This is a genomic window from Streptomyces sp. NPDC048111, from assembly GCF_043202815.1.
Lineage (GTDB): Bacteria > Actinomycetota > Actinomycetes > Streptomycetales > Streptomycetaceae > Streptomyces.
The window spans coordinates 17,536-44,503 of sequence record NZ_JBIDBD010000007.1 but is presented as its reverse complement, the minus strand read 5'-3'; the positions used below and the strand labels follow the sequence as shown (position 1 = coordinate 44,503).

At 69.8% G+C, this 26,968-nt stretch carries 27 protein-coding genes and 1 pseudogene; 14 read left to right on the top strand and 14 right to left on the bottom strand.

Annotated features, from left to right (window positions below; translation table 11 throughout):
• Positions 1-69: 69 nt before the first annotated feature.
• A complete protein-coding gene (locus ACGF3I_RS14855) occupies positions 70-867 on the bottom strand; it encodes an aminoglycoside N(3)-acetyltransferase (RefSeq protein ID WP_393131868.1) in 798 nt (265 codons plus the stop codon).
• 224 nt (positions 868-1,091) lie between these two features.
• Positions 1,092-2,294 (bottom strand): helix-turn-helix domain-containing protein, encoded by a 1,203-nt coding sequence (locus ACGF3I_RS14850; protein ID WP_393131866.1) that lies wholly within the window; start codon positions 2,292-2,294, stop codon positions 1,092-1,094.
• A gap of 259 nt (positions 2,295-2,553) precedes the next feature.
• On the opposite strand from ACGF3I_RS14850, the pseudogene ACGF3I_RS14845 reads away from it, so the two are divergent.
• Positions 2,554-2,844: pseudogene (locus ACGF3I_RS14845) on the top strand (NAD(P)-dependent oxidoreductase); the annotation flags it as partial.
• A 105-nt stretch (positions 2,845-2,949) separates the two neighbouring features.
• Here ACGF3I_RS14845 and ACGF3I_RS14840 read toward each other — a convergent pair.
• The 4 genes from ACGF3I_RS14840 to ACGF3I_RS14825 form a co-directional block, all read right to left on the bottom strand.
• Positions 2,950-3,210 carry a hypothetical protein gene (locus tag ACGF3I_RS14840; protein ID WP_393131864.1) on the bottom strand — a complete coding sequence of 87 codons (261 nt, stop codon included), beginning with the start codon at positions 3,208-3,210 and terminating at the stop codon, positions 2,950-2,952.
• A 330-nt stretch (positions 3,211-3,540) separates the two neighbouring features.
• Positions 3,541-4,107 (bottom strand): hypothetical protein, encoded by a 567-nt coding sequence (locus tag ACGF3I_RS14835; protein WP_393131862.1) that lies wholly within the window; start codon positions 4,105-4,107, stop codon positions 3,541-3,543.
• A 337-nt stretch (positions 4,108-4,444) separates the two neighbouring features.
• Positions 4,445-4,684 carry a hypothetical protein gene (locus ACGF3I_RS14830; RefSeq protein ID WP_393131860.1) on the bottom strand — a complete coding sequence of 80 codons (240 nt, stop codon included), beginning with the start codon at positions 4,682-4,684 and terminating at the stop codon, positions 4,445-4,447.
• 193 nt (positions 4,685-4,877) lie between these two features.
• Positions 4,878-5,894 (bottom strand): hypothetical protein, encoded by a 1,017-nt coding sequence (locus tag ACGF3I_RS14825; RefSeq protein WP_393131858.1) that lies wholly within the window; start codon positions 5,892-5,894, stop codon positions 4,878-4,880.
• A gap of 477 nt (positions 5,895-6,371) precedes the next feature.
• Here ACGF3I_RS14825 and ACGF3I_RS14820 point away from each other — a divergent pair, with 477 nt between their 5' ends.
• The 4 genes from ACGF3I_RS14820 (at position 6,372) to ACGF3I_RS14805 (ending at position 9,181) form a co-directional block, all read left to right on the top strand.
• Complete coding sequence (locus ACGF3I_RS14820; RefSeq protein ID WP_393131856.1) at positions 6,372-7,103, top strand: maleylpyruvate isomerase family mycothiol-dependent enzyme; 732 nt, start codon at positions 6,372-6,374, stop codon at positions 7,101-7,103.
• 202 nt (positions 7,104-7,305) lie between these two features.
• Positions 7,306-8,124: a class I SAM-dependent methyltransferase gene (locus ACGF3I_RS14815; protein ID WP_393131854.1), complete on the top strand. Its 819-nt coding sequence runs from the start codon at positions 7,306-7,308 to the stop codon at positions 8,122-8,124.
• A gap of 305 nt (positions 8,125-8,429) precedes the next feature.
• Positions 8,430-8,930, top strand: a complete 501-nt coding sequence (locus ACGF3I_RS14810) for a DUF2975 domain-containing protein (protein ID WP_393131852.1) — start codon at positions 8,430-8,432, stop codon at positions 8,928-8,930.
• A complete protein-coding gene (locus tag ACGF3I_RS14805; protein WP_393131850.1) occupies positions 8,930-9,181 on the top strand; it encodes a helix-turn-helix domain-containing protein in 252 nt (83 codons plus the stop codon). Before ACGF3I_RS14810 ends, ACGF3I_RS14805 begins: the two co-directional genes overlap by 1 nt.
• A 64-nt stretch (positions 9,182-9,245) precedes the next feature.
• On the opposite strand, the gene ACGF3I_RS14800 is transcribed toward ACGF3I_RS14805, so the two are convergent.
• Positions 9,246-10,430, bottom strand: coding sequence for an FAD-dependent oxidoreductase (locus ACGF3I_RS14800; protein ID WP_393131848.1), 1,185 nt, complete (start codon positions 10,428-10,430; stop codon positions 9,246-9,248).
• A 74-nt stretch (positions 10,431-10,504) separates the two neighbouring features.
• On the opposite strand from ACGF3I_RS14800, the gene ACGF3I_RS14795 reads away from it, so the two are divergent.
• The gene (locus ACGF3I_RS14795) at positions 10,505-11,083 is read left to right on the top strand and encodes a TetR/AcrR family transcriptional regulator (protein ID WP_393131846.1); all 579 of its coding nucleotides are present in this window, start codon (positions 10,505-10,507) and stop codon (positions 11,081-11,083) included.
• A 272-nt stretch (positions 11,084-11,355) separates the two neighbouring features.
• On the opposite strand, the gene ACGF3I_RS14790 is transcribed toward ACGF3I_RS14795, so the two are convergent.
• Positions 11,356-12,147: an SDR family oxidoreductase gene (locus ACGF3I_RS14790; RefSeq protein WP_393131844.1), complete on the bottom strand. Its 792-nt coding sequence runs from the start codon at positions 12,145-12,147 to the stop codon at positions 11,356-11,358.
• Positions 12,148-12,660: 513 nt separating this feature from the next.
• Here ACGF3I_RS14790 and ACGF3I_RS14785 point away from each other — a divergent pair.
• Both ACGF3I_RS14785 and ACGF3I_RS14780 read left to right on the top strand, forming a co-directional pair.
• Positions 12,661-12,822 carry a hydrophobic protein gene (locus tag ACGF3I_RS14785; RefSeq protein ID WP_393131842.1) on the top strand — a complete coding sequence of 54 codons (162 nt, stop codon included), beginning with the start codon at positions 12,661-12,663 and terminating at the stop codon, positions 12,820-12,822.
• A gap of 405 nt (positions 12,823-13,227) precedes the next feature.
• A complete protein-coding gene (locus ACGF3I_RS14780; protein WP_393131840.1) occupies positions 13,228-13,443 on the top strand; it encodes a hypothetical protein in 216 nt (71 codons plus the stop codon).
• Between the two features lie 99 nt (positions 13,444-13,542).
• On the opposite strand, the gene ACGF3I_RS14775 is transcribed toward ACGF3I_RS14780, so the two are convergent.
• Positions 13,543-14,040 carry a hypothetical protein gene (locus ACGF3I_RS14775; protein WP_393131838.1) on the bottom strand — a complete coding sequence of 166 codons (498 nt, stop codon included), beginning with the start codon at positions 14,038-14,040 and terminating at the stop codon, positions 13,543-13,545.
• A gap of 386 nt (positions 14,041-14,426) precedes the next feature.
• Here ACGF3I_RS14775 and ACGF3I_RS14770 point away from each other — a divergent pair, with 386 nt between their 5' ends.
• From ACGF3I_RS14770 to ACGF3I_RS14760, 3 genes are all read left to right on the top strand, one after another.
• A complete protein-coding gene (locus ACGF3I_RS14770) occupies positions 14,427-14,900 on the top strand; it encodes a hypothetical protein (protein ID WP_393131836.1) in 474 nt (157 codons plus the stop codon).
• A gap of 282 nt (positions 14,901-15,182) precedes the next feature.
• Positions 15,183-16,151 (top strand): alpha/beta fold hydrolase, encoded by a 969-nt coding sequence (locus ACGF3I_RS14765; protein ID WP_393131834.1) that lies wholly within the window; start codon positions 15,183-15,185, stop codon positions 16,149-16,151.
• Positions 16,152-16,394: 243 nt separating this feature from the next.
• Positions 16,395-17,276, top strand: a complete 882-nt coding sequence (locus ACGF3I_RS14760) for a S1 family peptidase (protein WP_393131832.1) — start codon at positions 16,395-16,397, stop codon at positions 17,274-17,276.
• A 192-nt stretch (positions 17,277-17,468) separates the two neighbouring features.
• Here ACGF3I_RS14760 and ACGF3I_RS14755 read toward each other — a convergent pair whose 3' ends face one another.
• Positions 17,469-18,260, bottom strand: a complete 792-nt coding sequence (locus tag ACGF3I_RS14755) for a hypothetical protein (protein ID WP_393131830.1) — start codon at positions 18,258-18,260, stop codon at positions 17,469-17,471.
• Between the two features lie 1,855 nt (positions 18,261-20,115).
• Between ACGF3I_RS14755 and ACGF3I_RS14750 the strand changes: the two genes are divergently transcribed.
• The 3 genes from ACGF3I_RS14750 to ACGF3I_RS14740 all read left to right on the top strand — a co-directional run bounded on the left by ACGF3I_RS14750 (position 20,116) and on the right by ACGF3I_RS14740 (position 22,379).
• Positions 20,116-20,898, top strand: a complete 783-nt coding sequence (locus tag ACGF3I_RS14750) for a hypothetical protein (RefSeq protein ID WP_393131828.1) — start codon at positions 20,116-20,118, stop codon at positions 20,896-20,898.
• A 68-nt stretch (positions 20,899-20,966) separates the two neighbouring features.
• Positions 20,967-21,401, top strand: a complete 435-nt coding sequence (locus ACGF3I_RS14745; protein WP_393131826.1) for a hypothetical protein — start codon at positions 20,967-20,969, stop codon at positions 21,399-21,401.
• 264 nt (positions 21,402-21,665) lie between these two features.
• Positions 21,666-22,379 carry a nucleotidyltransferase domain-containing protein gene (locus ACGF3I_RS14740; protein ID WP_393131824.1) on the top strand — a complete coding sequence of 238 codons (714 nt, stop codon included), beginning with the start codon at positions 21,666-21,668 and terminating at the stop codon, positions 22,377-22,379.
• A 93-nt stretch (positions 22,380-22,472) separates the two neighbouring features.
• Here the strand turns inward: ACGF3I_RS14740 and ACGF3I_RS14735 are convergent, their stop codons facing one another.
• The 4 genes from ACGF3I_RS14735 to ACGF3I_RS14720 all read right to left on the bottom strand — a co-directional run bounded on the left by ACGF3I_RS14735 (position 22,473) and on the right by ACGF3I_RS14720 (position 26,826).
• Positions 22,473-22,982, bottom strand: a complete 510-nt coding sequence (locus ACGF3I_RS14735) for a DUF3995 domain-containing protein (RefSeq protein WP_393131822.1) — start codon at positions 22,980-22,982, stop codon at positions 22,473-22,475.
• Between the two features lie 327 nt (positions 22,983-23,309).
• Positions 23,310-23,768: a MarR family winged helix-turn-helix transcriptional regulator gene (locus ACGF3I_RS14730; RefSeq protein WP_393131820.1), complete on the bottom strand. Its 459-nt coding sequence runs from the start codon at positions 23,766-23,768 to the stop codon at positions 23,310-23,312.
• Positions 23,769-23,980: 212 nt separating this feature from the next.
• The gene (locus ACGF3I_RS14725; RefSeq protein ID WP_393131818.1) at positions 23,981-24,436 is read right to left on the bottom strand and encodes a hypothetical protein; all 456 of its coding nucleotides are present in this window, start codon (positions 24,434-24,436) and stop codon (positions 23,981-23,983) included.
• Between the two features lie 230 nt (positions 24,437-24,666).
• Positions 24,667-26,826, bottom strand: coding sequence for an NAD-binding lipoprotein (locus ACGF3I_RS14720; RefSeq protein WP_393131816.1), 2,160 nt, complete (start codon positions 26,824-26,826; stop codon positions 24,667-24,669).
• Positions 26,827-26,968: the final 142 nt, after the last annotated feature.

Below are 26,968 nucleotides of genomic sequence, written 5' to 3'. Positions count from 1 at the left end.
CGCCGTTCTGCTCTCGTACGGCGCCGACGGACCTCGCAACCGCTACGGCGCCGGACGGCCCCAAGGGCCTCACGCGCCGGCGCTCAGCAGCTCCCCCAGGCGCTGCTCGGCGAACGGCACGAGGGCGCGGCTGTTCATGAGCCGGCACTCGGCCCGGCCGATCGTGCGGGTGCGGTCCTGGCCGGTGGCGGCGAACTCCGCGCCGATGCGCGGGAAGTGCGTGCCGTTGTCGTCGCCGACGTCACGGGCCTCGACCCATAGGCGCTGCCCGTCGACGAGGTAGGGGAAGCGGCGCAGTTTGCGGCGGTGATGGGGGACGCGGCTCTCGGCGTAGTGCAGGAAGGAGTTGCGGTTGTGGCCGACTCCGAGCAGCAGGATGTCGGCGTCGAGCTCGTGGAGGACGTCGAAGGGCGATCCGGTACCGAGTGCGTAGGCCAAGGGCTGCTGGCGGGTGATGCGCCGGGCGGCGGGCCCGATCGCGGCGACAGAGGCCTGGGGGTGGGTGCCCCGCAGGCGGTCCGGGCGGGCGAGGACGGCGGTGGGCACGGCCCCCATGGAGGTGGGCAGGGCGTCGTGGAAGAGCGGGACCTCGTCGCGGGCGGCCATCACCTTGTCACTGCTGGGCTGCTCTACATGTGCATGAGGGTCGCTGACCTCGGGGGTGAAGGTGGGTACGACGAGGGTGCCGGAGGGAGTGAGACAGTCGAGCAACGCACCGACGACGGCGTCGGCACCGCCCTGGACGGGCCCGAACGCGGACAGCGAGGCGTGCACGATGAGCACGGAACCTGCCCGCACCCCCAACTCCCGTAGGCCGTCCTCAAGTTGGGCCCTGCCGAGGCCAGTGGACGGAATGGACGAAGTCATGGTTCTCCAAGGGGATCGTGGTGGTCGGGCAGGATCGGGGGGGCGGATTCCGGGGGCGGGCCGGAGCCGGGCCTCGCGTAGGCAGGCGCCGGCCAGGCCGGAAGGGGTGGTCCGAACTCGTTCGAGGTGGATCCGGCGAACAGCAGCCCCCGCCGCGACCAGGGGGCCGGTTGTCGCGCCGCGCGGGCCGCCGCGGCGGCACCGAGGGGCGCCTGAAGATGGCGTCAGGCACGCGCCTCCGCGAGGACGCGCCAGATTTCGGCAGCCAGATCGAGCATGCCCTGGCGCTGTGCCGCTGCGGCGAGGTCACCGAGATGGCCACCGCCCGCGTCCCCGGTCTCTTTGATCCGGATCTGCTCCTGCAGCATCCCCAAGAGGATCTGGTCGCGGAAGTTGAGGTGGTCCTCCCCTTCGGCCGCTACCGCGCAGAGCGACCCGGCCTCACTGAAGTCGCCTCGACCGTAAGCCAGTTGGGCCCGCAAGAAGGCGTACTCGTACTCGTGCAGGACGCTTCCCACCAGGCCCAGGGCCGGGCGCACCTCGTCGAGATGGCGTTCGGCCTCGGCGAGATCCTGCGGCACGGCCCGAAGGACCAGGGCCGCCGCGGCCAGCCGCAGCCGCATCCACAGCAGCAGGTCGTCCCGGCTGTCCAGGACGCTCGCAGCCTGGCGCATGCAGACGGCCGACCGCTCGTGATCACCCTGCCTGCTCGACAGGGTGGCCATCGTCCACAACGCCTCTGCGGCCAGCGGCCCCGTGCGGTTGCGCAGGCTGTCACAGGCCTCCTGCGAAAGGCGCAGCGCCTCTGCCAGATCCCCAAGTTCGGCCGTGACGGAAGCGACCAACAGCCTGCAGCGGAGCAAGTCCGGCCCGACCCAGGCCATTTCGTCGCCCAGGCGCAGGCCCTCACGCGCGACGGCCCGCGCTTCCTCGACGTGCCCCAGCGCCCGCAGGCACCGGGCCAGCCTCAGGCGCGAGTGCACCTGCAAGGACGTGTGCCTCAGTTCGTCACTGAGCAATACCAGCATGCGCAGGTGCTCGGAAGCCTCCTGCCGGCCCCCCTCGTCGGACAGGAGGGAGGCCAGGTGGGCGTGGGCCTGCCAGCGCAGGCCCGGATCCTCTGTGCCTGCGGCGGCCAGGGCCGTCTGCAGCCGCGCGCGCAGCTCGGGCTCGTCGGCGGCCGAAGCCTGAACTGCGGCCAGAACGTCCACCAGACTCGACGGTTCGTTCGTGCTGAAGGCGTCGAGCGTCACATTCAGCCGTGAGGCCAGGTACTGGACGGCTCGCTGGGTCGGCGGCCGGGCACCCGACTCCAGCCGGGAGAGGTAGGCCGCCGACATGCCCGGTCCCGCCAGCTCCGACTGCGCTTTCCCCTGCTGCCGCCTCAGCTGCCGCAACCGGCGGCCGAACGATGGCTGCTCGATCATGCTTACGGTCCTCATCCAGCGCATCAGTGCGTGACAGAGGCGCGGACAGCCGGGGCGATTCTGATCGAGGGCTCCATGTCATGTCTTCCTTGTTCCGACGCGGACACTCTGATCCACGTCGTCCTCATGTGCGTTCGCTGTCGCCTGGTGACCGTCGGGCCGCGGGCAGCGAGACAGACCGTAGGCTCACCCAAACCTGTTTGGCAACGCGTTGACATTCCCCGCTATCGACTCTAAGTTCAACAAACTGTTGAGCGTCAGAGTGGAGGTCACCCGCGAACGCGGCGCCCGCTACCTGGACGGCGGGATCATGTCCGTCCCGCCGATGATCGGCGTCCCGGAGGCCGCCGGTTACGTCTTCTACAGTGGCTCGCGGGAACTGTTCGAGCGGCACCGGGAGACCCTCGCCGTACCGGCCGGCACCACCTACGTCGGCAAGGACGCGGGTTTCGCGGCCCTGCACGACGTGGCTCTGCTCAGCGCCATGTACGGGATGTTCGCCGGTGCCGCGCAGCCTTCGCCCTGATCCACAAAGAAGACATCGATCCGGCCGGGCCCGACGTGCTCCGTTGCGGCGACACTTCGCGCCCGGCCGATGCGCGGCCTGTGCGCGGCCTGTGTGCGGAAGGCCCGGCGTCAGGCTGCCACTCGTGGATCAGGGGCGCGTCGCGAGCTCGCACGGACGCTGCGAGAGGAACTCCGGAACGCCGAACTTGTCCCGCGCGACCTCCACACACGCGTCGGCGCCGTCCCGGGCCCCCACGGCACACGCCTCGCCGGCACCGAACTGCTCCATGAACTCCAGGCATCCACCGAAGTCGGCCGCATGAGCAGCCGGAGCGGTCGCCACGACGCCGGCCAACGGCACCAGGGCGGTGGCAGCGAGCGCCGAGAGGGTGACGAGCAACTTACGCATAGGGTCCCTTTCTGTCTGCCGGCACACCCGCGACAGCAGATGTGCGGCACATCGCATGGACGTGCCTGATGGCACCTCAGCCAGCTACCCCGCCTCTTGGCCCCAGCCACGCCAGACCACCCCAACAGCCCATGAACGACCCAGGCACTACCAGGGCCGGCCGACGGTGAGTGCACGGCGCGGGTCACCCTCCTGACCGCGAAGAGTGGTCCCTCTGGGCCGGCATAGATGACGACAAGGCAGGCGCGGCCTTCCCGTCGAAGACGCTCATCACCTCTCACAGTCCGCCGCCGCCACGGCCATCTGCGCGTGGCTGCACAGCCCGGACATTCAACTCGGCGCTCCTTCGAGGACCGTCTTCGCCTCGTCATGGAAGTCGCGCCGTAGGGTCCTGATGCGAGCCCAGCACTCCTCCCGTCGTTCCGCATCGGGGGCCCTGCCCATCTGATAGTCGATCGCCGGCTGTCTGCACTCGCCGAGGATGCTGCTCGCGCTTCGGCTCACCTCTTCGGGCCCCACGGCATGAATGTGGTTCACGCTGTGGTGCACTTCGTCGAAGGCAGCGATCACGTCCTCCGCGAGGGGCTCGGGAGCCATGAGTGCGCGCCGGTACTGCGCCAGCGCCGACTCGAAGAGCCTGTACTCGGAGCGACGGGCCTCGGTCAGCCACCGTATGCGCTCTGCCTCGGCCTGTCTCCGCGCGAGTGCCAAAGCGTTGCGATGGTTGACCTCCACGGCTTCCAAGGCGTTTCGGTGGTTCTCGGCCGCCAGCTGCAGAGCGGCCAGATGCGAGACTTCCGCCTGCCGCAGCGCGGCGCGCAGCTGCCAGCGGCTCACCAACACGCTCACGGGTATCCCGGTGAGAGCCAGGATCGCGGCAACACCTGTTGCGTCCATGTCGGCATCATCCCGAGTCGCTCCCCTGAGGTACAGCGCCCTGTCGCGCCTCGGTACACCGGCCCGCGCCAGCGCCGGCCCCGCCGGGGCGGGCACGCGTCTGACAGCGCGCGGGCAACGAGAGGGTTCCCTTCGGAGCCGCAAGCGGTCGCCCGCCCAGCGGGCGGAACACACCAGATCCATAACCGCGCCTCCGGGCCGAGCAGCACACCCTCTCCTGCCAGCACAGCAGATCAGCCGCATCCGCAGGTGCGGCCCCAGCACCCCTCCAGAAGGGCCCTCACCCCTGGCGCAAGCCCGGAATCCGGCACTCGAACCAGGGAGTTGTGGCGTGGGGTTACCGTCCCACGTGGTCAATGACGTTGCCGTTGGAGCAGTTGTTGACGTGGTCCGAAACGTAATCGCCAAGGACCGGCACGACGGCGACCTCCTGCAGGCACACCGCCGATGCAGTGAAATTCCAGTTGTTGGTCGCGTTGACACCTCCCCCGAAGTTGTCGCCGTTGTCGGCGTGGGCGGGGGCGGCGAGGGCTAGGCCAGCGAGAGTGAGCGCAGTTACAGAAACGATCTTCTTCATGCCTGGGCAACGAGACGCCTCCACGAGGGATACGGGCAGGTCACTCCGTTGTCACAACAAGCTGGGCGCCGGCCCCGCCTCGGCTTCGCCGTTGGCCGATGGAAGCTCACCCGATCGTACGAAGGACCGAAATCAGGCCCCCCCCACGCCGCACAGAGCCTTCGTCAGGGCAGCGCTTTGGCCGTGCGCATGATCAAGGATCGAGTCGGGCCACGTCCAGTGAGAGTTGCTCCGCCAGCCAGGCGCCTCCGGGGTGCCACGGTTCCTCGGGATCGAGCAGGCGTTGCCGTACGCCGTCTTCCCACCCAGGTCGATGAAGGAGGGTCGTGAGCGCAGCGGCCGTGGAGGAGGTGTGCACCAGCGCCCACTTCCGCAGCGCGTGCAGAGTGATGTGGCGGTCGATCGTCGGTGCAAGTGCTGCTGCATGGCGCGCGTACTCGGTCAGTGCGGTGTCCGCAAAGACGTAGTCGGCCAGAAGTCGGCCCATGCCCTGACAGTTCGTCATCATGCGCAGCATGCGGCCCAAATGATCCACGAGCTCGGCGTCGAGGGCAGGCGTAGCGAGAACGCTGTGGATGGCAAGGTCCTCCGCGAGTTCGCCGGCGAAGTACTGGTTGAGGTGGTCGCCATTGACGGCACGCCGCAACAGCCATGCGCGGGCCCGGTGATCCCGCTCTCGCCGCAGCAGGTGGACGGCGTGAACGCGTCCCCAGCTGTCACTGCGATCGGCGGGCCACAGCATCGCGGGCAACTGACCTTCCAGACCGGCCAGGATGTCGAGGGCCGCTCGTCCGAAGAGGCGGGAGAGCAGGCCCAGTACTTGCACATTGGGTACATCGCGCGCAGTCGCCCTGCCTCGGAGCAGCTCAAGTCCTGCGTGCACCAACTCGGGCTCGAAGGCTTCGTACGCCCATGAGCACCCGAGCCGCCTCAGTTGCTCGCTCGGAACGTTCGCGAGCACTTGAGCCACCTGAGGATCCGCCGCATCTATGAGCCCCGTGTCGAGAATTGCCTCCCGCAGGGCCGAGTACGGCGGCCCGGCTGCAAGGTGGCAAGCAAATGCCGCTGCCGCCGCCGCTCCGCGCTCGTTGTGTTCTACCCCGCGACGAGATTGAAAGGCGGCTTGGCCGGGGACCGGCTCACCCCAGTGGAACAGAGAGGCATTCGGATTCAACTGGTGCAACTTCAGGGCGTGTTGCAGCAGCGGCACGGGAGGGGGAGCGAAATCCAGCACGGGCGCCGGCCTCACCGGGCGTGAGAAAACTCGATTCCTTGGTTCATGAGCGCCAGTCTGGCATGCCCCTCCCCCGGCACCCAACCCCTGTACGAAGCACGGGAGTCGGGCGCTGCCGACACAGCACCCGGGATCTCTTCACTCCCCTTCGCCCGCTGTCCGCCTTCCCCCGCGCCGACCCGAGCGACAGCACGAGCGTGCAGAAGGCCGCGGCATGCGGTCGGTATCGGTTGCCAGGCGGGCACAGCGGTCCGCCGCGCGCCGCGGGTTGAGGCGGCACCGTACATGTGTAGTTACGCCGGGCGGGTCGTCACCCATCAACGTCGCGAACGTCACTAACGGACATCGACGGCATCGACCCAGCACGTGCGTGGAAGGTGCAGACCCGTCCCGGGGTAACCGGGGTAGCCGGGGTAACCAGTGCAGGACACGCACCCACCGAACGGAGCCCCCATGACGCACGACGCACACACGGCACCCACCGCCCTGCTGCCCCACCTACGTGCCTCCATCGAGCGGTTGCACGCCACGGCACGGGGCCTGACGGACGACGACGTGCGGGCCCCCTCGCTGCTGCCCGGGTGGAGCCGCGCGCACGTGCTGACGCACATCGCCCGCGCCGCCGATTCGCGCACCCGGTTGCTGACCGCCGCCCGCACGGGCGCAGACACCCCGCAGTACGCCGACGAGGCCCAGCGGGAGCGGGAGATCGAGGAGGGCGCCGGACGTCCGGCACCAGAACTGGCCGCGGACCTGCGCGGTGCGCTGGACGGGTTCCTGAAGGCCGCCGCCGAGCACCCGGACACGGCGTGGGACGTGCCGGTGCGCTGGCTCGACGCGGGGATGCGGCCCGTGCGGCGTGCCGTGGGCAGTCTGGTGCGTGAGGTGGAGGTCCACCACACCGACCTGGACTGCGGTCACGGGCCTTCGGACTGGCCCCCCTTCTTCGTCGCCCGCGAACTGGCCACCACAGCGGCCGGGTTGCGTGAGCGCGCCGACGTGCCCGGCATGGTCCTGATCGCCGATGAAGACGGGGCACGGCGTCCGATCGGTGACGGGCACGGGCCACGCGTCTCGGGACCGGCGGCAGTTCTCCTGGGCTGGCTGACCGGCCGCACGGACGGGCACGGCCTCACCCTCAGCCCGCCCGGACCGCTGCCGGACGTGCCCACCTGGCGAAGCTGACCCATCGGCCCCGTCAGCAGAGCCGGCCCGAAGGCCGACCCGTCTGGGTCGGCGACAACTGACCCGTCCGGCACCGGGTCGCGCCAGCCCTCCCCATTCGATGCGGAGGCAGAAGCGTCGGATACGTGCCCGACCTTCGGAAGGACACCGCCCGCGGCGGGGCGGGCCGACCGTTCTCCGGCCCGGCGCTACCGTCAGCAGAATGATGGAAAGCGATGCCGATCGGCACTGGTCCGAGTCCATGCCGGCCGCCTATGAGCAGTTCCTCGTGCCCGTGCTTTTTCGGCCCTTCGCCGAGGACTTGGCTGCCCGGGCGGCAGCGCTGCGGCCCCGGCGCATTCTCGAACTGGCCGCCGGTACAGGGGCGTTGACGTCGGCCCTGCTCGCGGCGGCCCCCTCGGCCCAGGTGACGGCCACGGACCTGAACGAGACGATGGTTGGCTTCGGGTCCCTCCGGGCCCCGAGCGCGGTGTGGCGGCAGGCCGACGCGCAGCGCCTGCCGTTCGAGGACGGCGCCTTCGACCTGGTGGTCTGCCAGTTCGGAGTCATGTTCTTCCCCGACCGGGTCGCGGCCTTCACCGAGGTCCGGCGCGTGCTGGCCCCGGACGGCCACTTCTTGTGCAACACCTGGGGCACGCTCGAATCCCACAGCTTCGATGCCGCCTTTCAGGCCGGACTGGAGCGGGCCTTCCCCGTCGGCACCCCGCGGTTCCTCCCGACGGTGCCGCACGGCTACGCGGACCCTGCTCGGGTGTCCGCCGATCTCACGGCCGCCGGGTTCGCCGTCGAGGAAGCGCGGGAGCTGACGCTGGAGGGTCACGCCGCGTCCGTCGAGGACGTTGCCACGGGGTTCCTCACGGGAACACCCGTGCGCGCGGCCGTCGAAGGGCGCGGAGACGGACCTGCCGTTCGGGCCGCCGTCCTCGAAGAGATGACGACGCGGCTGGGCACCGGGCCGGTCACCGCTCCGATGACCGCGTACGTGTTCCGCTGTGCGGCCGGGCGCGAGATTCCCGGCTAGGCCGTCTCGTTCGGATCACCTTGTGCGGTGCTGGACGAGCAGTCCGGTGTCCATCGCCGCCAGCCGCCAGCCCGTACATGAACCAACCGGTTCAGGCGCGGACTCGCGTCCGCTGAAGCGGCGCCGGTGACTGCCGAGCCGTCACCCAGGTCTTGGTCGTCCGGTGTTCGCCGACGGGGTGCGGGGTGCCGGGGGCAGGGCTGCTCGACGTCGGCCTCTCGGGCCATCAGCACTCGGCCCCGCTCGCTGATTGACCTATCGAGAAACGATCGAATATGGTCGAGGCTCGATAGAGGGAGAGGCTCATGAAGAACCTGACGGTGCCGGCGTTGCGCTCCGTTATCGTGGCGCTGCTCGGCGGCTCCGCGTTCCTGCAGGTGGTGATGGCCGTGTTGCTGTTCCGCGGGACGGGCGGTTTCGACGACGACGCGGCGGACGTCCCGCGCGCGGGTGTGCTGACCATCGTCGTCCTGGTGATCGCATGCGCGGAGGTCGTCCTGATGTGTGTGTGGCGACTGGCGACCATGGCCCGGCGCGGCACGGTCTTCTCCCGCTCGGCGTTCCGTTACGTGGACCTCGTGACCGGCGCTTTCCTAACAGCGGCCGTTCTCCTGTGGGTTCTTGGCGCCGTCCTCGCGCCGGGCGAGGCCGTCGCGCCGGGGGTCGTGCTCCTCATCGGCGGGATGGGACTCGCGGTGCTCGGAGTCGCGCTCGTCGTGGTCGTGCTGCGGATGCTGCTGCATCAGGCCGTCGCGCGCGATGTCGAGGCGTCACAACTGAAGGCCGAGCTGGACGAGGTGATCTGATGCCGATCGTCGTCGACATCGACGTGATGCTGGCCAGGCGGAAGATGGCCGTGGGAGAGCTTGCCGAACGCGTCGGGATCACCCCGGCCAATCTGGCGGTCCTCAAGAACGGCCGCGCCAAAGCGGTGCGCTTCGCCACGCTCGCCGCCCTCTGTGAAGTACTCGACTGCCAGCCGGGAGACCTTTTGCGCTGGGAGGCGACGGACGAGCCGGACGGCGCCCCGGTCCGCGAAGCGCCCCTGTCGCACTAGCTCGGGCAACTCTTCGCCCGCGCCGGAGGTCAGTCGAACGGCGCGGATCACGGACCCTCGTCTCTCATCGCAGCGCCGAGCCCGGTGTTACCGACGCGGCGGGAAGGCTGAAGCCGTTGAAGAGGTCGTCCAGGGCGCGTTGCGTGGCGCGGGCCGGGGTGGCGCGGACGGCGAGGTCGCGGGCGGCCGCCGCGAGGGGGTGAGTGAGGGCGGCGACCCGGCCGGCACGGCGGGAGCGGACGCGGATGGCATCGGTACGCGCAAGGCGGGCCTGGCTGTACGCGGCCAAGGCCGCCGGTACGTCGTCGCCGTCCAGCAGGTGCGCGAGCACCACGGCGTCCTCGATGGCCTGGCAACCGCCCTGGCCGAGGTTGGGGGTCATGGCGTGGGCCGCGTCGCCGAGCCAGACGAGCCGGCCCTGGTGGTAGCGGGGCAGCGGCGCGGCCAGGTCGTACAGGTCGTGCTGGAGCACGGCCGACGGGACGATCCGGTCCAGCAGCGCCGGGATCGGGGCGTGCCAAGTGCCGTAGCGGCGCAGGAGTTCGGCGCGGAGATCGACGGGCTCGTACCCCTCGGGCACCACGGCGGTGGCGTAGACGTAGACCCGGCCGTCCGCCAGCGGAACCACGCCGAAACGCTCGCCCCGGCCCCAGGTCTCGGCGGCGGCGAGATCCGCGAGCCCGTCGGCCGACATTACGGTGCGCCAGGCGGTCTCCCCGCTGTACCGCAGGCCGGGGTGGTCGGGGAAGCGCTGGCGGCGCAGGGTGCTGCGGATGCCGTCGGCAGCGATCGCCACGTCGGCATCGACGTCCCCGGACGGAGTGCGAAGGACCGGGCTGCCGTGGACGTCATCGACCGCAGTGACGGTCATGCCGTACCGGATCGCGCCTTCTGGGAGCGCGGCGGCCAGCGCGGCCGCGAGGGCCGGGCGGTACACGGCGAGCGGAGGCCGGCCGTACCGGACCGCCATCGCGGCGGTGTCGGCGCGGTTGAGCCAGTCTCCGCCCGGGCGCCGCAGACCCAGCGCGGCCGGAAGCATGCGACCCGTGGTGTCGGTGGCATCGAAGTCGATGGCATCGAAGGCCCGAAGGGCGTTGGGGGCCAGGACGATGCCGGCGCCGGCCGCTGACGGTCCGGGCCCCCGCTCGCACACCGTGACCCGCCAGCCGCGCCGTTGCAGGGCCACCGCCGCCGTCAGCCCGCCGATCCCCGCCCCCACCACGACCGCGTGGCGTGCAGTCCTCGCCATGACGAGTCCCCCTCACCTCAGATCCTCTACACCCGTAGAGGCATGTCACCACTCTACAGCTGTAGAGTGACGGCATGTCCACCCCTGATCGCAGAACCCTGATCGCGGACACGGCGATCGGTCTCGTGGCCTCCGCCGGGCTGCGCGGTCTGACCCACAGAGCGGTCGATGCCGCGGCGCAGCTGCCGAGCGGCAGCACCTCGTACTACTTCCGTACGCGAACGGCGCTGATCGGCGCCTGCTACCAGCGGCTCGCCGAGCTGGACCTGGGCGACTTTCACGGCGACGGACAGCCGTCACTCCCGGACCGCGATGCGGTGGCGGCAGCGCTAGCCGCCCTGCTGCACCGGTGGCTGACCACCGGGCGGGCCCGGCAGCTGGCTCGCTTCGAGTTGAGCCTGGAAGCGGCGCGCAATCCTGAGCTGGAGAGCGCCTTCCACCGGGCGGGCCTCGGCGCACGGGCCCGGGTCGCCGAAGTCCTTGGCGGCCTGGGGGCGGAGCGACCCGAGGAGTCCGCGGAACTCCTGGTCGGCTGGACCGATGGCCTCCTCTACGACCGCCTCGCGGGCGCCCTCGCCAGGTCCCGGCCCGCCCCGGACCTGGCCGAACTGACAGTCGTCACCCGTCGCATGGTGGACGCGGCCCTGGGCTAGGCGGCCTTGCTCGCCGCCGTCGAAGAATCACCCAGGCACGCTCGGCCCACATGGACAGAACACCGCGCCCCAAGCCGGGCCAACCGATCTGAGCCCGTACGCACCGGCCCGCCCGGATACCCGGAGCTGAACCGCAGGAGCAGGCCCGCGGCCGTAGCGAAGGGGTCCGGGTGCGGGAAGGGGCCCTGCCGGACGCGGCGGTCTTGGCGGCGGCTTTGCGGGTGGCCCCGCGCAGGCGCACACCCCATCGCACCGGGCGGGCCCTGGACGGCCTACGCGGTCGTGGCGATGCCGCCGTCGACGGGGATCACAGTGCCTGTCAGGTAGGCGCCTGCCCGGCCGGCGAGGAACACGGCGACACCCGCCATGTCGTCATCGCGGCCGATCCGGCGCAGGGGGGCCGACGCGGCGATCGCCTCACCGAACTCGTCGAGGGTCGCAGCCATCATCATCGACGGGAACGGCCCCGGCGCCACGGCGTTCACGGTGACGTGCTGGGGTCCTAGTTCCTTCGCGAGCACTCTGGTGAGTTGATGCAGTGCGGCCTTGCTGCTGGAGTACGAGTAGTTGGGACGCTGGGGGATGTGGATGGCGGCGATGCTGCCGATGTTGATGATCCGGGCGGGATCGTCAACCGTGCCCGCCTTGCGAAGTGCCGGCAGCAGTGCTTGGACCAGCCAGAACGGCGACTTCAGGTTGAGGTCGACGACCGTGTCCCAGGCTGCGTCCGGGAACGTCGCCAGCGGCTCGTCCCATATGGCGCCCGCGTTGTTGACGAGGATGTCGAGTTGCTCCGCGCCGACGGTGACGAGGTCGGAGAGTCGCCGGCACTCGTCGTGGCGGGACAGATCGGCGGGGATGGCCCGCACCTCACCGAATGCGGACAGCTGTTCCTGCGCTCGGGCGCACGCTTCTGCGTTGCGTGAGCTGATGACCACGCTGGCGCCCGCCTGGAGCAGACCACGCGCGATCATCATGCCGATGCCTCTGGTGCCACCGGTGACGAGTGCGCGCTTTCCCGTCAGATCGAAGAGTGCCGCATGCGTTGTGAAGTGGTTGCCCACGGCTGTGCCGCCTTCCCGTTGGCCATGCGTGGTGCGGTCGTGCGTGATGACGCAGCGACCTGTTGGGTGTTCGGTTCAGCTGTCCCAACGCTAGGGCCTTGGAGTGCACTCCAAGCAAGCAACGCATGCCGGCCCGGCACGGTGGGCGGAGCTCGCTCCGTAGAAGATGTTTCACCTCGCCGCTGGTTGATGGGGCATCATCCGGAGCGGACCGCGACGGCGACCGGTGAAAATTCGCGCGGACAATGCGTACCACTTCGCGGAACACCTGCGCTGGCTCCGCGGTCACAGCTCGCCCCGCGAAGCGCCCGACCCGGTATCGAGCCCAGCGAGCGCCTCGGCCGGCACCGTAGGAAGATTGAGCGGTCGATCGCCTGGCTCTTCGGCTACTGCCTTACCGTCCGGGGATACACGCTCCAAGCGAATTCCCGGACAGGAATTATCCAAACAATCCCGCGGAGGCTGTGTCAACAGAGGAGGCCGGGGCATTCGATGCCTCGGAGGTTGATAACTATGGTTCCCCTGCTTCTCGTTCTTCTGCTGGCTCTGATCCTCTTCGGCGCGGGTTTCGCCCTGAAGGCCCTGTGGTGGATCGCGATCATCGTGCTCGTCGTGTGGCTGATCGGATTCATCGCCCGTCCCAAGGGAGGAAGCGGCCGCTGGTATCGCTGGTAGCCGGCGCAGCTGAGCAAAGAGATGGGTGCCCCACGCTTCGGCGGGGGGCACCCATCTTTTTGCTGTACCTCATCACTTTGGGTGTGGGAGTCATTACTGCCCGGATCGCGGGTACGGGCCTGATGTGGCCGTGGCGCGGTTTCCGCGCATGGGAACCGCGCCTCCGGGAAACCGCGCCACGGTCACGCGAGTTCGGGGGGCGCCAGGCAATTCGAGGGTCGCCAGGCAAGGAGCCACCGACCGATCAAACGCGCTCCGCATCGGCCCGCCCGCACACGCACCCTCGCCCCAGGTCGCCGCAGAGCGGGGGTGAAATAGCTGAACGTACGGGTCGGCGGCGTACGACGCGGCCTGCTCCTCGGGGTCGAGGAGTTCGCGAGGGAGGCGGCCCGGCCGGCTCGCCCCGTGGTCGCGGGCATCGCCCGGGACGAGCTGATCGAGATCGTTCGCCGGCTGCTGACGGCCTCGCCGGAGAGCGATTTCTATCTCCGGCTACTGGAGGCGAACGTGCCGCATCCCCGATTGCGCGATCTGATCTTCCATTCCTCGACTGTCGTTGAGGACGCGTCGGCGGAGTGGATCGTGGACGAGGCCCTCAAGCACCGGTCGATCGCACTCTGATCAGCAGGGGTAACGGGCAGGCCGCCGCCCGATGTTCGGCGTGGGCGCGGAGCACGGTCGGCGCCCAGGCACGTGATGGATGGCAGCCCTTGCGATCGGCTACCCGATCGTGGTCCTCGGGCTCTGGACGTCACCGTAGTAGTGGCCCTGGTACCAGACGCCCGTGGAGATCACGTACGTACCGGCCGGGGCGGTCCAGTCCGACCAGGATGGACCGTACGGGGCGTCCTTGCCCGCCCACACCCATCCACCCAGTTCGGAGGAGGACGTGCAGCCGAAGTCGTGCGCCCAGGGACCGTAGATGTTGTTCACGTTGAGCGCGTGCGCGCAGTACGTGAGCGCGCCGCCGGTTGCCTGCTGGAAGGGGACCTTCGCTTCGATCGTGCGGCCGTCCGACAGGACGTCGTAACAGGAGTCGAGGTCGACCAGGTCGTAGCGGCCGACCACGGACACATAGCGTCCGGGATGGTTCGGGTCCCCGGAGCGGCACGCATACGCGCTGTCGGCGTGAGCGTTGCCGGCTCCGATGGTCACGCTGCTGACGGCGACGAGCCCCGTGACCACGGCCTTGACGAGTCCTCCGGTCCACTCCGGCACTTGTTCCCCCCTGGGGTCGGCCCCGGAGCCAGGACCCTGGCCACGGGGAGCTGAGCGGCGCCGCTCGACTCGCCGGCGCTCGCGGTGCGGGTGAACCTACGGAGGCGCGTCCTGCTGCCGTCCTAGATCCGTCCTTTCAGCAGGTCACCGGGCCGGCTACTGATCCGTGCCGCGCGCTGAAGAGGGCGCGGCAGCGAGCAGAGGAGGGCGTCCATGCGTTGCCCACCGCCCCTCGAATCCCTGGCGCAGCGTCACGTTCGCACCGAGTTGAACGCGTTCAATAACTCTGACAAGGTGTGCATCCAACGGCCTGCTCGGCCGACGCGGGTCAGACGCGGGTCAGGGGGATCCATATGTGGGGCAGAAGTGGGCTGCGTTCGTACAGGATGGGCGTCATCGTCTTCGCCATGGCTCTGGGCCTGTTGACGGCGTGCGGCCCGTATCAGTACTACAGGGGCACGGGGTTTCACGGTGCGAAGGCCGGCGAAGTCGTGGGGGCCTGGGAGAACGTCGAGGGTACTCGTGTCATGTTCCGGCCGGACGGAACAGCCTCGATCGAGAAGCTCGACGGCCAGGACTTCGACTTCGACCGCGGCTGGCGCCTGTCCGGGACGGGGACCTGGAAGCTCACCGACAGCGAGAGCGGACAGCTCGTCCTTCTCAGGCTCACGGGTCGGACGGAGGTCGCGAGCCGTTCCTCCACGACACCGGTCGACGTTCCGGCCCCTCCGCCCCCCTCCGCCTATACGTGGTCCTTCTTTGTCGACCACGACCGGCATGACGCATTGGTCCTGTTCTTCTTCTTCGGCGATCCCGACGCCGGCAGCATGTACCTGATGTCGCGCAGGGCAGCGCCATAGGTCGCGGCGCGGCCACCACCGCCCCTGCGGTGTCGCTCAGCCGCTGGGGCCCGAACGTCATCGATTCGGAGGAGCGGTCACGGCGCGATCCCCCTGCGTGGGCGAGGTAGCGCGGTCCCCGTGCGGAGGCGAAGTCGGGATGGGCCATGGGCGCGTTGAGGACCGCCTCTGTCCTATACGGCCCCTACGGTCGTGCCGGGTCGCCGATCCGGTGGCTCATAGCCAGGATGAACACGCAGGTAGCCGCCGGCTCCAGGGGCCTGCCGCACGAGGAGTACGACCATGGGTATCTCAGAGGCCACAGATCGCGCCGACAGCTTTGTCCCGCACCGGTTCACCGAGCAGCTGGTGGACCTCGGTGAGATCCGCATGAATTACGTCGTCGAGGGCCACCCGGATTCCCCGGCGCTGCTGCTCGTCCCCGCGCAGGGCGAGTCCTGGTGGGGATACGAGGAGGCGATCGGGCTGCTCAGCTCCGAGTTCCAGGTGTTCGCGATCGACCTGCGCGGGCAGGGCCGCTCCACCTGGACGCCGGGGCGCTACAACCTGGGCACCTGGGGCGCCGACGTGGAGCGGTTCATCGATCTGGTCGTCCGGCGGCCGGTGGTCGTGGCAGGGAACTCCTCCGGCGGGATCATCGCCGCTTACGTGGCCGCCTATGGAAAGCCGGGCCTGGTTCGCGGCGCCATCCTGGAGGACCCTCCGCTGTTCTCCTCTCAGGCCGCCCCGCCCTACGGGCCCGGCATGGCGCAGACCCTGGGACCGATTTTCGCCCTCTGGGCGAAGTGGCTGGGGCCGCAATGGTCGATCGGTGACTGGACCGGCATGGTCAGGGCCGCCCCTACCGAACTGCCCGAGTTCCTGCACCCCGGCATCGGCTTCATGATGGGCGACGGCGACCCCGAGGCGGGCGCGTCCGCCACTCCGGTGCAGCACTTGAAGGAGTACGACCCCGAATGGGGCCGGGCATGGGCGGACGACACCGCCAACGCGGGCGTCGACCACGCCACGATGCTCGCTCAGGTCAGGGCGCCGGTGCTGCTCACCCACCACTTCCACATGACCGACCCCGAAACCGGGCGGCTCATGGGCGCCATGACGGACATTCAAGCGGCCCAGGCCCGCCGTCTGCTGGAATCCACCGGCCGGCCAGTGACGTTCAGGCAGCTCGACGCTCCGCACACCCTGCACGAGCCGATGGCACAGCAGTATGTCGACGTGATCACGGGGTGGATCAAGACGCTGCCCTGAGGACCGGACGGGAGGCGCGCTGTCGGAACGTCGCGGCCCACATGGGGCGCGCATGGGGACCATTGGCCGAACAGGGACCATTGGCCGAACGGGCTCCGGGCCGAAGCCTGTCAGGGCCAAGGCCCGGCGCCCCGCCCCCGCCCGCCCCCGCCCGGCCCAGCCCGGCCCGGCCCGGCCCGGCCGGGGGTTATCCCCACCGCACCTGGGACCGCTGCCTGGCGTGCACATGGGCCTACTGGCCCGATGGTCCGGTGGATCGTGAACGGCCAGGCTGGACACTTCTGGATCTTCAAGGAAGTGGGGCCTTCTGTGTTCAACACCAACTCGTTGCGTGGCCGCGCGGCGCGCATCACGGCCGTCGGCGCTCTCGCGGCCGCGGTGTGCGGCACGGTGATGACCGGCAGCGCCGGGGCGATCGTCAACGGGAGCGACGCCACCCGGCCTTACGCCTTCATGGCGACCATCCCGGAGTCGGCCCCGGCGCAGGGGCTGCTCGACGGGACCTGTGGGGCCTCCCTGATCGATCCGCAGTGGGTGCTGACCGCGGCTCACTGCGTGCAGGGCGAGGATCTCGTGCTCGACGGCACCGTGCGTATCGGCAGCGACCGCCGCAAGTCCGGGGGAACCGTCCGGCTGATCGACCGGACAGTCGTCCACCCCGGCTACGTCAACAGCTACAAGGGCGGCGCCAACAAGGACGACATCGCGCTGGTCCGCCTCGACCGACCGGTGGCCGAGCGGCCCGTCCCCCTCGCGAAGCGGGCAGGGCGACCGGGCACCCCGAGCAGGATCCTGGGCTTCGGCACCACCTCCGACACGGAGCTGAAATTCGCCGACCGACTGCAGGAGCTCGAAACCCGCAGGGGCGCCGCGGCCGAGTGCGCACCCGGTTACGCCGGCACGACCCGGCTGTGCACCATCAGCCGCGTACCCCAGGCCATGGCCTGCTTCGGTGACTCCGGCGGGCCACAGCTGCAAAAGGGCGGGCACCGGCGCTGGGAGCTCGTCGGAGTCACCTCGGGGCCGGGCGCCCCGGGCGTTGCGTGCTCCGACGGCCCCGGCCTGTACACCAGCGTTCCCGCCTATGCGGACTGGATCCGAGAGACCATCGGACGCGACGCCTGATCGCCGACGGAGCCGCCGCATGAGCACCCCGTCCCTCGCGCGGCGGCTTCCGCCAGGTTCGGGCGGGGGAGTCCGGCCTCTGGCGGGCCTGTACGTCAACTCCGGAACTGCGCAAGTCAGTTTGCAACCGCAAGTGAGCGGGCCGCGTCCAGCCTGTGGCGGGCCCGCACGTCAACTCCAGGGCCGGCCAAATCAGCTTGCGACCACGAGTGAGCGGGCCGGGCCGCCGATCCGCTTCCAGGCGGCGCCGTCCCACTCCCAGATCGCCTTCTGGTCGCTGTCGAGACGGTAGACGCGTTCGGCACGCCCCCCGAACCCCGCGCCGGCGTCTCCGATGCGGGCCCAACTGCCGTCGCGATAACGCCACATGCCGCTGTCGGCTCCGTTGGTGGCGAACAGCTCCGTGGGACTCGCGTAGATGGTGGTGGCCGCGCCACCGACCTGGTTCCACTTTCCGGCTTCGCCCGTCCACCGAAAAACGGCGCTGCGTTCGGGGTTGAGCCCGTACAAGTGCTGGTTCGTCACGGCGAATTCGGCACCGGCGGCTCCGGCGTACGACCAGGTCAAGCCGTTGCCGCTGTAGGCGAAGATCCGGCCGTCCACCGGATCGGTGGCGAACAGTCCCGCCCCGCCACCGTAGATGCGCCCTGCGGGACCGCCGATCTGCCGCCAGGTGCCGCGCTGCTTGTCCCACCGGTGGACGCCGCTGTGGTCGTCCGCCAGTCGGTACAGGTTCGCACCGCTGATGGCGAAGCCAGCGGCGCGCCCACTGACGACCCCCCAGTGGCCGGGCACGCCGCTGTAGCCGCGCAGTTCGCCCGTCGCTGGATCCGTGGCGAACACTCCGGCCGGGCCGGCGTAAAGATCCTTTGCTGGACCGCCGATGGCTGACCACTGCGAGCCCGTACCGCTCCACTGGACGACCGCCTTGCCGTCCGCGGCGACGGCGTAGACGCCGCTGCCCTCGGGGGCAGCCACCTCCACGGGTCGAGGCGGCTCAGCGGCCGGGACGTCGGGGGCGGGGACGGCCGGGGCCGGGAGTGTGCGGGGTGCCGGTCCGGCAATGGGGCTGTGCGATTGCGCAGGACGTGTCGACGCCGAGGGCAGTGGCCCGCCGGACTTGTCCGGCGCGTATTCACGCATGATCGTTCCCGGCGCGGCCGTCGCTGGTGATGCGGCCGTTGGACGAGGGGGCGGCCGGCGTCCGGGTTCCACCGATGTGGCCGTCACGCCGCACACGAGGACGAAGGCGGCGAGCAACAGCACGTGCAGCAGCCGCCGTGGTCCGTGTGGGCCGTGGCTCACACGGTGGGAAACGGCGCGACGCACGAGCGCGCGCCTCGCGCGGACCACTCCCCCGACGTCCGGCGACCCGGGACGCGTCAAACACAGCTCCCGGGACGAAAAGTGCAGGGGGACCGAATACCCCGGCTGCCGGAGCGCTACCTCGGAGCCGGTGCTGCCCAGCGTCTCGTCGCGAGGGCGCAGGTTGTTCCGCGGTGGCTGCCAGAGGACCAGCGCCGTCCCTGCCGTGCCGGCCCCGGCTGGGGCCACGTCCTGCGCGGGGGGCGCTTCCTGCGTATGGGGCTCTTCCTTCGTACGAGGCTCTTCCTGCGCGTAGGCCATGGCCGCCGGCCCTGGGTCCGCGGACGAGTGATCAGCGCGCGCTGCCTCGGCGACGGCCGGCCGCTCCGGCCGCTCCGGCCGCTCCCCCGGCATCTCCCTCCGCGTGCGGCCGGCCGCGCGGTCCCGCTGCTGGAGAACCGCGTCGAGTTCCTTCTGCAATTTGGCCGTCAGGCCGAGCAACGTACGGACAGCCTCCTCGGACCGGGCGAGTTCGGCGGTGGCGTGCTGGGCTTCGCGGAGCAGTTCCTGCGCTCCGGATGTGCGTATCCGGTCGGCCACCGGCAGAATTTTACCCGCTTCCGCCGCACACGCCGCGGCATGTAACTGCCGTGCCCGGCGCCAGAGTTCGGTGCGGCTCCTTTCATCCCGCACCCGGCGCGCTATCACGTGTTCCAAGAGAGCCAGGGGGATGATTTTCGCCCCTGAGCGGTATTCGCTCCAGCTGGTCTTTCCGGCCCCGTACGACCGCGCCAGCTCTCGGACCGTACGGCCTTCCGTCATGGTTCGCAGGAAAACCGCCAACGCATTCGCCTGGGGAGTTTCACCTCGCGGCTCCCCTTGCAGACGTCCCGCCCTGCCCATTCGAGCACTCCTCTGCCTCCGCGCGGGCACCGTCCCCCCACCCGCCTCGTCCAGTGCGATGCCCAGGAGACCAGAAGCGGCCCGACCTCTCCAGCACTTGCCGGGACAACGTGGTCCCGCCGATGGCTTGAATCTGCGGACATCGCCGACGTACTGATCCACGTCCGCCGGACAAACGCCCATTGTCCGCGGCCGAGCTGCGTCTTCGGCTCGAATTGTGGACGGACAATCCCGCCGTCCCGAATCTGGGATTGCGTCCAGCGGAGCGCGATACGGGGTTGCCTCCAGCGGAAGGCTCTCGCCGGAGCAACGGAAGGATCTTTCGAGGTCGTCACGGAACAGGAAAACGGAACAGGAAAGGAGGTTGCTGGTGGAGGAGTTTTCTGTGTCCGTGTCCGGAGGAGCCGATGGCTCTGATCGGCGGGCCGACCCGGTACCACAATGCGGCGCGGCGGGCACGAGTGGCACGGATCGTCGTCGGCACGTGCGCAATGGCTTCGCGTTATGGGGCGCAGTCGTTCTGCTCGCGGCAGGGGGCACATTCGCGGCCGCCGGCGCAGGTGGGAAAGAGGCCCGTGACCCGCGTCAGGTCCAGCCATCACGGTCCGCCTCCGCCGAGCCGTTGCGGGAGGTGACGGAGGCGGAGCAGGACCTGCTGCACTCGGCGGAACAGCTACTGCTGCGCGACTGCATGAAGGACGAGGGCTTCGTCTATGTGCCGGTTCTTCGCCAACCACTGGGCGACGCCCGGCAGTTCCCCTACGTCGTGGACGACACGTCCTGGGCGCGCCGGCACGGTTACGGCAGTGACCTGGACCGCGCGAGAGAGAAGCTCCGCACCGACGACGCCAACGAACGCTATTTCCAGAGCCTCCCGCAAGAGCGCCGAGGACCGGCCATCGTCGCCGCCAACGGACCCCGGCCGGACGGGCTGACGGCACGTACACCGGACGGCCTGACGATCACCCACAGTGCCCAGGGATGCGAGTCACAGGCCCAACGGACCCTCTACCGCGACTTGCCGGGCTGGTTCCAGGCACGGGTCACCATCGACTCGCTCCCGGCGTTGCGGGGCGCAAAGGTCATCGCCGACAGCGAGTTCGGGAGCGGCACACACCGGTGGTCCGTATGCATGCGGACCGCAGGGTACGCGTTCAAGGACCCTTCCGCGGCCCGCGCCGCGCTGCCGCCTTCCGACCATCCGCTGCCGCACGCGCGCGAGGTCGCCATGGCGGTCGCCGAGGCCGGCTGCGCGCAGAGTTCCGGCCTGGCGGCGGCGGCCGCCCGGCTGGACCAGAAGTACGACGCGGAGCTGAGGAAGCAGTACTGGGGTGAGGTCAGCACATGGCTCCGGCTCCGTCTCTCGGCACTGCCCCGCGCCCGCTCGGTCGTCTCAGCGGACGCACATCGGTGACGCCGCGACTTCCGGCGCCCGCGACCACCCGCACTCCCACACCATGTCCCACACCACGAAGGAGCAACGTGACTTCTCTGCGAACCACATGCGCCGGCGCAGCCCTGACCGTCCTGGCCGTGATGGCCACACCCGTCATGGCGAACGCCACCGAAACAGCACCGGCATCGACGGCGGCGACGGCCGCCAATCCGGCGGACGGCCGATTCCACACCTACTTCGGTACCTGGTACCAGCACGAGTGCGGGTCCTGGTGGGGCGACTCGGCCGGCTGGGGGGACTGCAAGAACACCTCGGAATCGGTGTGGAACCTGCGGTACCCCGGATCCAATGACGACGTCTGGGTGTACTGCAACAGCAATTACGGCGGTGCCGGACGCGGGATCTACAACGGCGCGGGGCTCCCGGACCTGCACGACTGGCGGTTCGGTTCGGGCGGGTCCTGCTCGGGCGAGCAGATGTGGCACAACATCGCGTCCCACAAGGTCGTCAACCTCCCCTGAGCCACCGGTGCCGGCACCCGGGAGCCGTGCCGGCACCGGTCCCACCCTTCCGCCGCCGGGCGCCCCGGGGCCCAGCTCGGCTCGGGGGCGCCCGAGCTGGGCCTGCCCAGTTCGGCTCGGGGGCCGGGCCGGGCCTGCTCGGCTCGGTCGCGCCGGTCGAGGCCGGCGCAAAAAGCCCACCCACGCCTTGCTCATGGCCCTGATCTCGCGGAGGCACTCACGCCGGGCCGTCGCTCTACAACGCCGCCACGGCACACTGTGGCCATGGACGTACTCGAGCTTGCCCGTGCCCTTGTTCTACAGCGCCACCCCGATGCCCGCGCGGCGTTCCTCGGTGGCAGTGTCCTGACGAGCCGGCGAACCGCCCGGTCCGACCTGGACGTTGTCGTCCTGCTCGACGGCCCACCCGCCCCCTACCGGGAGAGCCTGCGGTACGCGGACTGGCCCGTGGAGTTGTTCGTGCACACCGAAGAGTCCTGGCACGCATTCGTGACCCCGGAGATCGCACAGCGGAATTCGCCCCTGCTCTGGATGTGTGCCGAGGGTGCGCTGCTGCTCGACGCCGACGGAACGGGCGCCCGGATCGCGGAGACAGCGCAACGCCTCGCGGCGGCGGGCCCACCTCCGGTCGCCGACGCGGCACTCGAAGACGCCCGGTACGCACTGACGGACCTGCTCGACGACTTCGCCGCTTGTACGGACGCGGGGGAGCGGTTGTTCGTCGTGGCCGAACTCGTGCGGCGTAGCGGCGAGTTGGCGTTGCTCATGCACGGCACGTGGCTCGGCAACGGCAAGTGGCTGGCCCGGCGCCTCGAACCCGTCGCGCCTGACCTGGCCGCTCGCCTGGACGAAGCGGCGCAAGCCGCGTTGCGCGACGCACCGGAAGCCCTGACATCCCTCGTCGGGGAAGTTCTCGACGCGGCGGGTGGCCCGATCTGGGAGGGGTACCGGCGCAGTGGGCCGCGCAAGACGGTCTGACGATCGCCCCGATCATGCGCTGCTCGATCCCCGACGACGTCGCCACCCCTGTACGAAGGCCGCTCACCTGTAGGCCGGCAAGCTGAGTGGGCCTCACCCCATCCCAGTAACCATCGCGCCCAGCGACAGACCCAGCGCTCCCAGCACCCCCACAGCACCGTAGCGCCGCAGCTCGCGCCGATCGTCGCTGTCGCGGACACGCAGTGCCGTGGCTCCGGCGAAGGCCAGCCCGCCGATGACGAACCACGGCCCCCACAGATAGAGGTACCAACCAGTCAGTCCGGCAAGCTCAGGCTCCACAGAGGCGAATCCGGCCTTCACCAGCACACCTTGGACGACGAAGAGGCCGCCGTGCCATGTGAGCAGGGTCGCGGCACCGGCCCCGCAGAACACCGCGAGCCGGCGGATCCGCGGGCTCCGTGGTCGCGTCAGGACGATGCCGACCAACGCCCCGAAGAGCTTCAGAAAGCCGGTCACCACCAGGACGGCCACGAACCATGGAACCCCGTCGTGAGCGAGCTTCACCAACGACGGCGACACTGTCGACCGCGCCCCGAAGGAGTTGCCCGTCGCCCAGACGAAACTGGGTACCGCGAACAGCAACCCCCATCCAGCCGCGGCATATCCGGGCCAGCCGCTTGAGCGGAGGCGGGTGGTTCGGGTTCGGTGCGGGACGGGACGCATCGTGTTGTTCAGGGAGCGCGTGGCTGACATGACTTGAGCATGGTCCGCACCCCTGCGACAGCACGTCATCCGCACGCAGGATCCACCTCCCCCGCGCGAGCTACCTCCCGGGGTCCGATCTGGCACACCCCGATTGGCCGCCGCGGGCGCGCGAGGTGGCCCTCCCCTGGCGAGGACGGAGGCCACGACACGAGCCGTACGATCGCAGCCGTACTGTCACGCTCCCCTCGAAACGCTTCCGCAGCGCTAGTGATGCCAGGCCCGCCCACCCGTGTTGTGAACGAACCTCTGGAGCACCTTGAGGGTCGTCAGGTACTCCTCGTCGGATATGCCCGCGTGCCGCTCCGTCCACAGCTCGTCCTGAAGGGCTGCGACCTTGTCGTAGAACGTCCTGCCCTCAGCCGTGATGCCGAGCCGTCCCTCGACGTCCTCGGTGATCCAGCCCTGGGCGATGGTGGCGTCGATCTCCGACTCCATGATTCCCGGGCCGGTGTCGAGATAGTTGCGCAGCAGGTGGGACACGTCGTCACGGGTCTTGGTGGTGGCGGCGTTCGCGATCTGGGCGAGCACCCACCACTGCGGCTGAGTGGTGCCGATATCGGCGAGGGCGCTCCGGGTGCGGGTGACCACTGCCTTGTAGGCCGCCCAACTCCAGTAGCCGATCGGCTGCTTGGTCAGATCCGTGTCGCTGTGCGAATACTCCATGGCCGAAACCCCTGTCAGTGTCCGAGGCACCTGTGTCTGTGTCTGTGTCTGTGTCTGTTCGATGTGGTCGACCGTAGAAGCTCAAGTTGGCTTGAGGTCAAGGGCGTAACGGGCTTTCCCGTCGACTCGTCCTGCCGGGCTGCGCCCTCACGCACTGCCCGCTCACTCGCCGACCGAGCACACGCACACGCACGCACACCTGGGTACACCGCTCATTCGACCCGGTGTCGCCGCGCATAGGCAATCGTGAGAGCGGCGACCAGCGGGCCCCAGGCCAGCAGCGGGGCGTAGCAGATGTCCATGACCACGCCTGCCGCACCGTGGGGGAAGTCCGGGTTGTCCAGCGGCCCGCCCGGCACCAGGCTGACCGCCGCGCACAGCGCCATGACCGCGGCGGCGCCCCCCGCCGCGGGTATGACCACCACCGAGGGTGGGATCCGGCGGCCACCCATCCATGGCGCCCATCGCGGGATCCGCTCGCCCCAGGGTTTCACCAGGCCGAGCGTCAGACATGCGGCCGCCTGCGAGACCGCAGACAGGATCAGTACGTAGACCGTGATCGGCGTTCCCCTGTACAGCGAACCGAGTCGGCCGGTGAAGCCGACATCGACCCCGCAGGCGAGCGAGAGTCGCCACAGGCACGACGGCACGGTGCACAGTACGGTCACCCATGCCGCCACAACTGCCCATCGGGGGGCGGTAGTTCGAAGGACCGACGAAGGGAGGGAAACAGCCATCACAAGCTCCGGTGGGTGAGGGGGCGCAGCGTCCCCTCCACGTTGCCACCGCCCACCGGGCCGTGGCCTCCCCCTCCAGCGGGGACTCACTCCCCCGCGCGGGGGAGCCTACGGGCACCCACTCCCTCCTGCGGGCCCCCCTTACTTCGTCCTCGCCCAGCTCACCCCGTCGCCAGCACGATGACCCAGTCCTGCGCCGTCAGACGTACGGGCTGCCGCTTGTCGGGGTTGAGTCGGACCCCGTACATCGGTCCCCTCGCCGCCTGTGTGCGGAGCCGGTAGCCGATGGCGCACTCGTGGCGGTCGCGGGCGGCGGCCACCACCGTGGCGAACGTGACCTCGCCCGCCGTCCGGATGTAGTCGTCGGCGGGTCGCAGATACACCTCGTTGCCCTCGGCCGTGAAGAGTTCGTCGAAGAGCGCGGCCAGGTAGGGGCTTTCAGAGATCTGGCACATGAGGAGGCTGATGAGACGGCCGCTGACGATGAAGTCTGCGCCCTCACGCGCCGGTGCGAGCAGCCGGTTGCGGTCGTCGGACATCTCCGTCGTGAGAGGGATCTCCAGCCCTGTGGCCTGCTCGATCGCCCGTAGGTGCAGCAGGGTGACCAGCGTCGCGTCGTCCACGTCCACCTCCGCACTCCCTTCGGCGGAGGTGGCGCCGGGGGCGGGGGCGAGGGCTTTGGTCGAGGCGTGGTTCGGGTCCGCGATGACGATCACGCTGTCGAAGGACGGCACGTCCAGCGCTTCGAGGACGGCCCGGTTCGTGGTGTCCGCGCGGTGCAGCACCACGTCGATCACTCCGTGGCCGATGGCGAGGTCGCAGGCGCTGCGCATGGTGTCCTCGTCCGCGAGGGCCATGATGTCCAGGGTGGTTCCGACGCCGGTGCACAGGGCGAGCTGTTCGACGATGAGGGGCGCGCGCCGGTTCCAGCCGAGCAGGAGCAGCCGTTCCGGAGTCGCCTCGCGAGGCGGAGCCGACCCGATCGCTTCCGCGTCGACGAATGGCGTGGCGTCTTCGAGGACGGCCGTGTCGTCGTCCTCCGTGATGACGATGATCCGGTCGTCCGCCGTGATCCTCGTGTCGATGCTGGGGTTGAGTGCCACCGAGTCGTCGGCGCGCAGGAGGCCGACGACTGAGGAGGTGGTGTACGCGAGGAGGGCTTCTCCGAAGGTGCGGCCGGTCAGCGCGTCCGCGGGGACGGCGTAGAACTCGTCACCCGCGAAGTCGAGCAGTTCCTGGTAGACGAGAGAGAGGCCGGGCTGGCGTGCGGTCTGCACGAGCAGGCGGGCGACGATGTCGTCGATGGCCAGTACGCGTCCGCGCGGTCCGGCGGCCAGGGCGGCGGTGAGACGGTTGCCCGTGTCGTGCACGGCGGCGACCAGGACGGCCTCACCCGCGCTGCCGCCGTCCTGCCGTTCTGTGCCGGCGACGGTGTCCGCCTCGGCGTCACGGTCGCCGCTTTTGCTGACGGACGGTTCGGCGCCGGAGGCGTTCGCGTTGTCGGCGCCGAGCCACTTCTTCCCGCCGACGCCGAGCCATGTCTTCCCGACGGCACCCGAGTCGCCCCCGCCACCCCGGGTGCGCTCCGCCCCCTGCGCGCCGCTGCCGGCCACGCCGGGCGGCAGGGGCGCGTTGAGGGCCAGGAGTGTCTTCACCACATGGGCGTCGCCGCCCTGCGCGTGTGTCGGCAGCACCAGCACGGCCTTCGCGGACCGGGGGCTGACCCGTGCGAGAGCCGCGGGATCCGTGGTGCAGCCGTTGCGGCAGACGAGGGTCGTGGTGCCGGTCGTGGGGATGCGGGCGCTGATCGCGTCCTCCATCTCCACCTTGTCCTTGGGCGCCAGGACGGCGATGGCGGCCTTCGGCTGATTCGCGTTGGCCGACACCAGTTCCGCGATGACGGGGAAGATCTGGTCCGACCACCCCAGTACGACGGTGTGCCGCACTTCGAGGACCGTGGAATGGCCCCGACGCAGCTTCATGATCCGGCCGTTGAGCCCGGTGGTGATCAGACTGACCAGCGACGAGACGAACAACAGGGCCACGAGGGCGAGCACGACGGAGGCGAACACGTAGAGCGGTGAACCGACCGCTCCGCCGATCTTCAGCGTCTGCCCGACGCTGACCCACACGGCCACCAACTGCCCCGTGAAGGTGGTGGGCGGCCGGCGGGTGGACTGGACCAGGAGCACGCTCATCGGGACGACGGCCGTCAGGCAGATGAGGACGAGCCACCCGATGAGGACGGCCGGACTGCGCGAGACCCGGTTGTCGAAGCGGTATTGCAGGCGCTTCCAGAGAGACGCCAGGTGGTGCATCATGCGCCCTCCCGAACGGTCGACGCGGACAGTCGGCCGACAACCACGGTGACGTCACCGTAGGCACCATGGTCCCGGGCGACCGGTTAAGTCCGTCGGCCTCACCCGGAGGTATGAGCGCCGCGCGTCCACAAGCGTGAACCCG

Bases quoted from the DNA above. Each gene is read 5' to 3' on its own strand.
- ACGF3I_RS14760 (WP_393131832.1), top strand. From the start codon at position 16,395: ATGGTCCGGTGGATCGTGAACGGCCAGGCTGGACACTTCTGGATCTTC.
- ACGF3I_RS14740 (WP_393131824.1), top strand. From the start codon at position 21,666: ATGGACGTACTCGAGCTTGCCCGTGCCCTTGTTCTACAGCGCCACCCC.
- ACGF3I_RS14770 (WP_393131836.1), top strand. From the start codon at position 14,427: ATGGGCGTCATCGTCTTCGCCATGGCTCTGGGCCTGTTGACGGCGTGC.
- ACGF3I_RS14835 (WP_393131862.1), bottom strand. From the start codon at position 4,107: ATGGACGCAACAGGTGTTGCCGCGATCCTGGCTCTCACCGGGATACCC.
- ACGF3I_RS14785 (WP_393131842.1), top strand. From the start codon at position 12,661: ATGGTTCCCCTGCTTCTCGTTCTTCTGCTGGCTCTGATCCTCTTCGGC.
- ACGF3I_RS14800 (WP_393131848.1), bottom strand. From the start codon at position 10,430: ATGGCGAGGACTGCACGCCACGCGGTCGTGGTGGGGGCGGGGATCGGC.
- ACGF3I_RS14855 (WP_393131868.1), bottom strand. From the start codon at position 867: ATGACTTCGTCCATTCCGTCCACTGGCCTCGGCAGGGCCCAACTTGAG.
- ACGF3I_RS14795 (WP_393131846.1), top strand. From the start codon at position 10,505: ATGTCCACCCCTGATCGCAGAACCCTGATCGCGGACACGGCGATCGGT.
- ACGF3I_RS14720 (WP_393131816.1), bottom strand. From the start codon at position 26,826: ATGATGCACCACCTGGCGTCTCTCTGGAAGCGCCTGCAATACCGCTTC.
- ACGF3I_RS14765 (WP_393131834.1), top strand. From the start codon at position 15,183: ATGGGTATCTCAGAGGCCACAGATCGCGCCGACAGCTTTGTCCCGCAC.
- ACGF3I_RS14810 (WP_393131852.1), top strand. From the start codon at position 8,430: ATGAAGAACCTGACGGTGCCGGCGTTGCGCTCCGTTATCGTGGCGCTG.
- ACGF3I_RS14850 (WP_393131866.1), bottom strand. From the start codon at position 2,294: ATGATCGAGCAGCCATCGTTCGGCCGCCGGTTGCGGCAGCTGAGGCGG.
- ACGF3I_RS14730 (WP_393131820.1), bottom strand. From the start codon at position 23,768: ATGGAGTATTCGCACAGCGACACGGATCTGACCAAGCAGCCGATCGGC.
- ACGF3I_RS14815 (WP_393131854.1), top strand. From the start codon at position 7,306: ATGATGGAAAGCGATGCCGATCGGCACTGGTCCGAGTCCATGCCGGCC.
- ACGF3I_RS14820 (WP_393131856.1), top strand. From the start codon at position 6,372: ATGACGCACGACGCACACACGGCACCCACCGCCCTGCTGCCCCACCTA.
- ACGF3I_RS14805 (WP_393131850.1), top strand. From the start codon at position 8,930: ATGCCGATCGTCGTCGACATCGACGTGATGCTGGCCAGGCGGAAGATG.
- ACGF3I_RS14830 (WP_393131860.1), bottom strand. From the start codon at position 4,684: ATGAAGAAGATCGTTTCTGTAACTGCGCTCACTCTCGCTGGCCTAGCC.
- ACGF3I_RS14840 (WP_393131864.1), bottom strand. From the start codon at position 3,210: ATGCGTAAGTTGCTCGTCACCCTCTCGGCGCTCGCTGCCACCGCCCTG.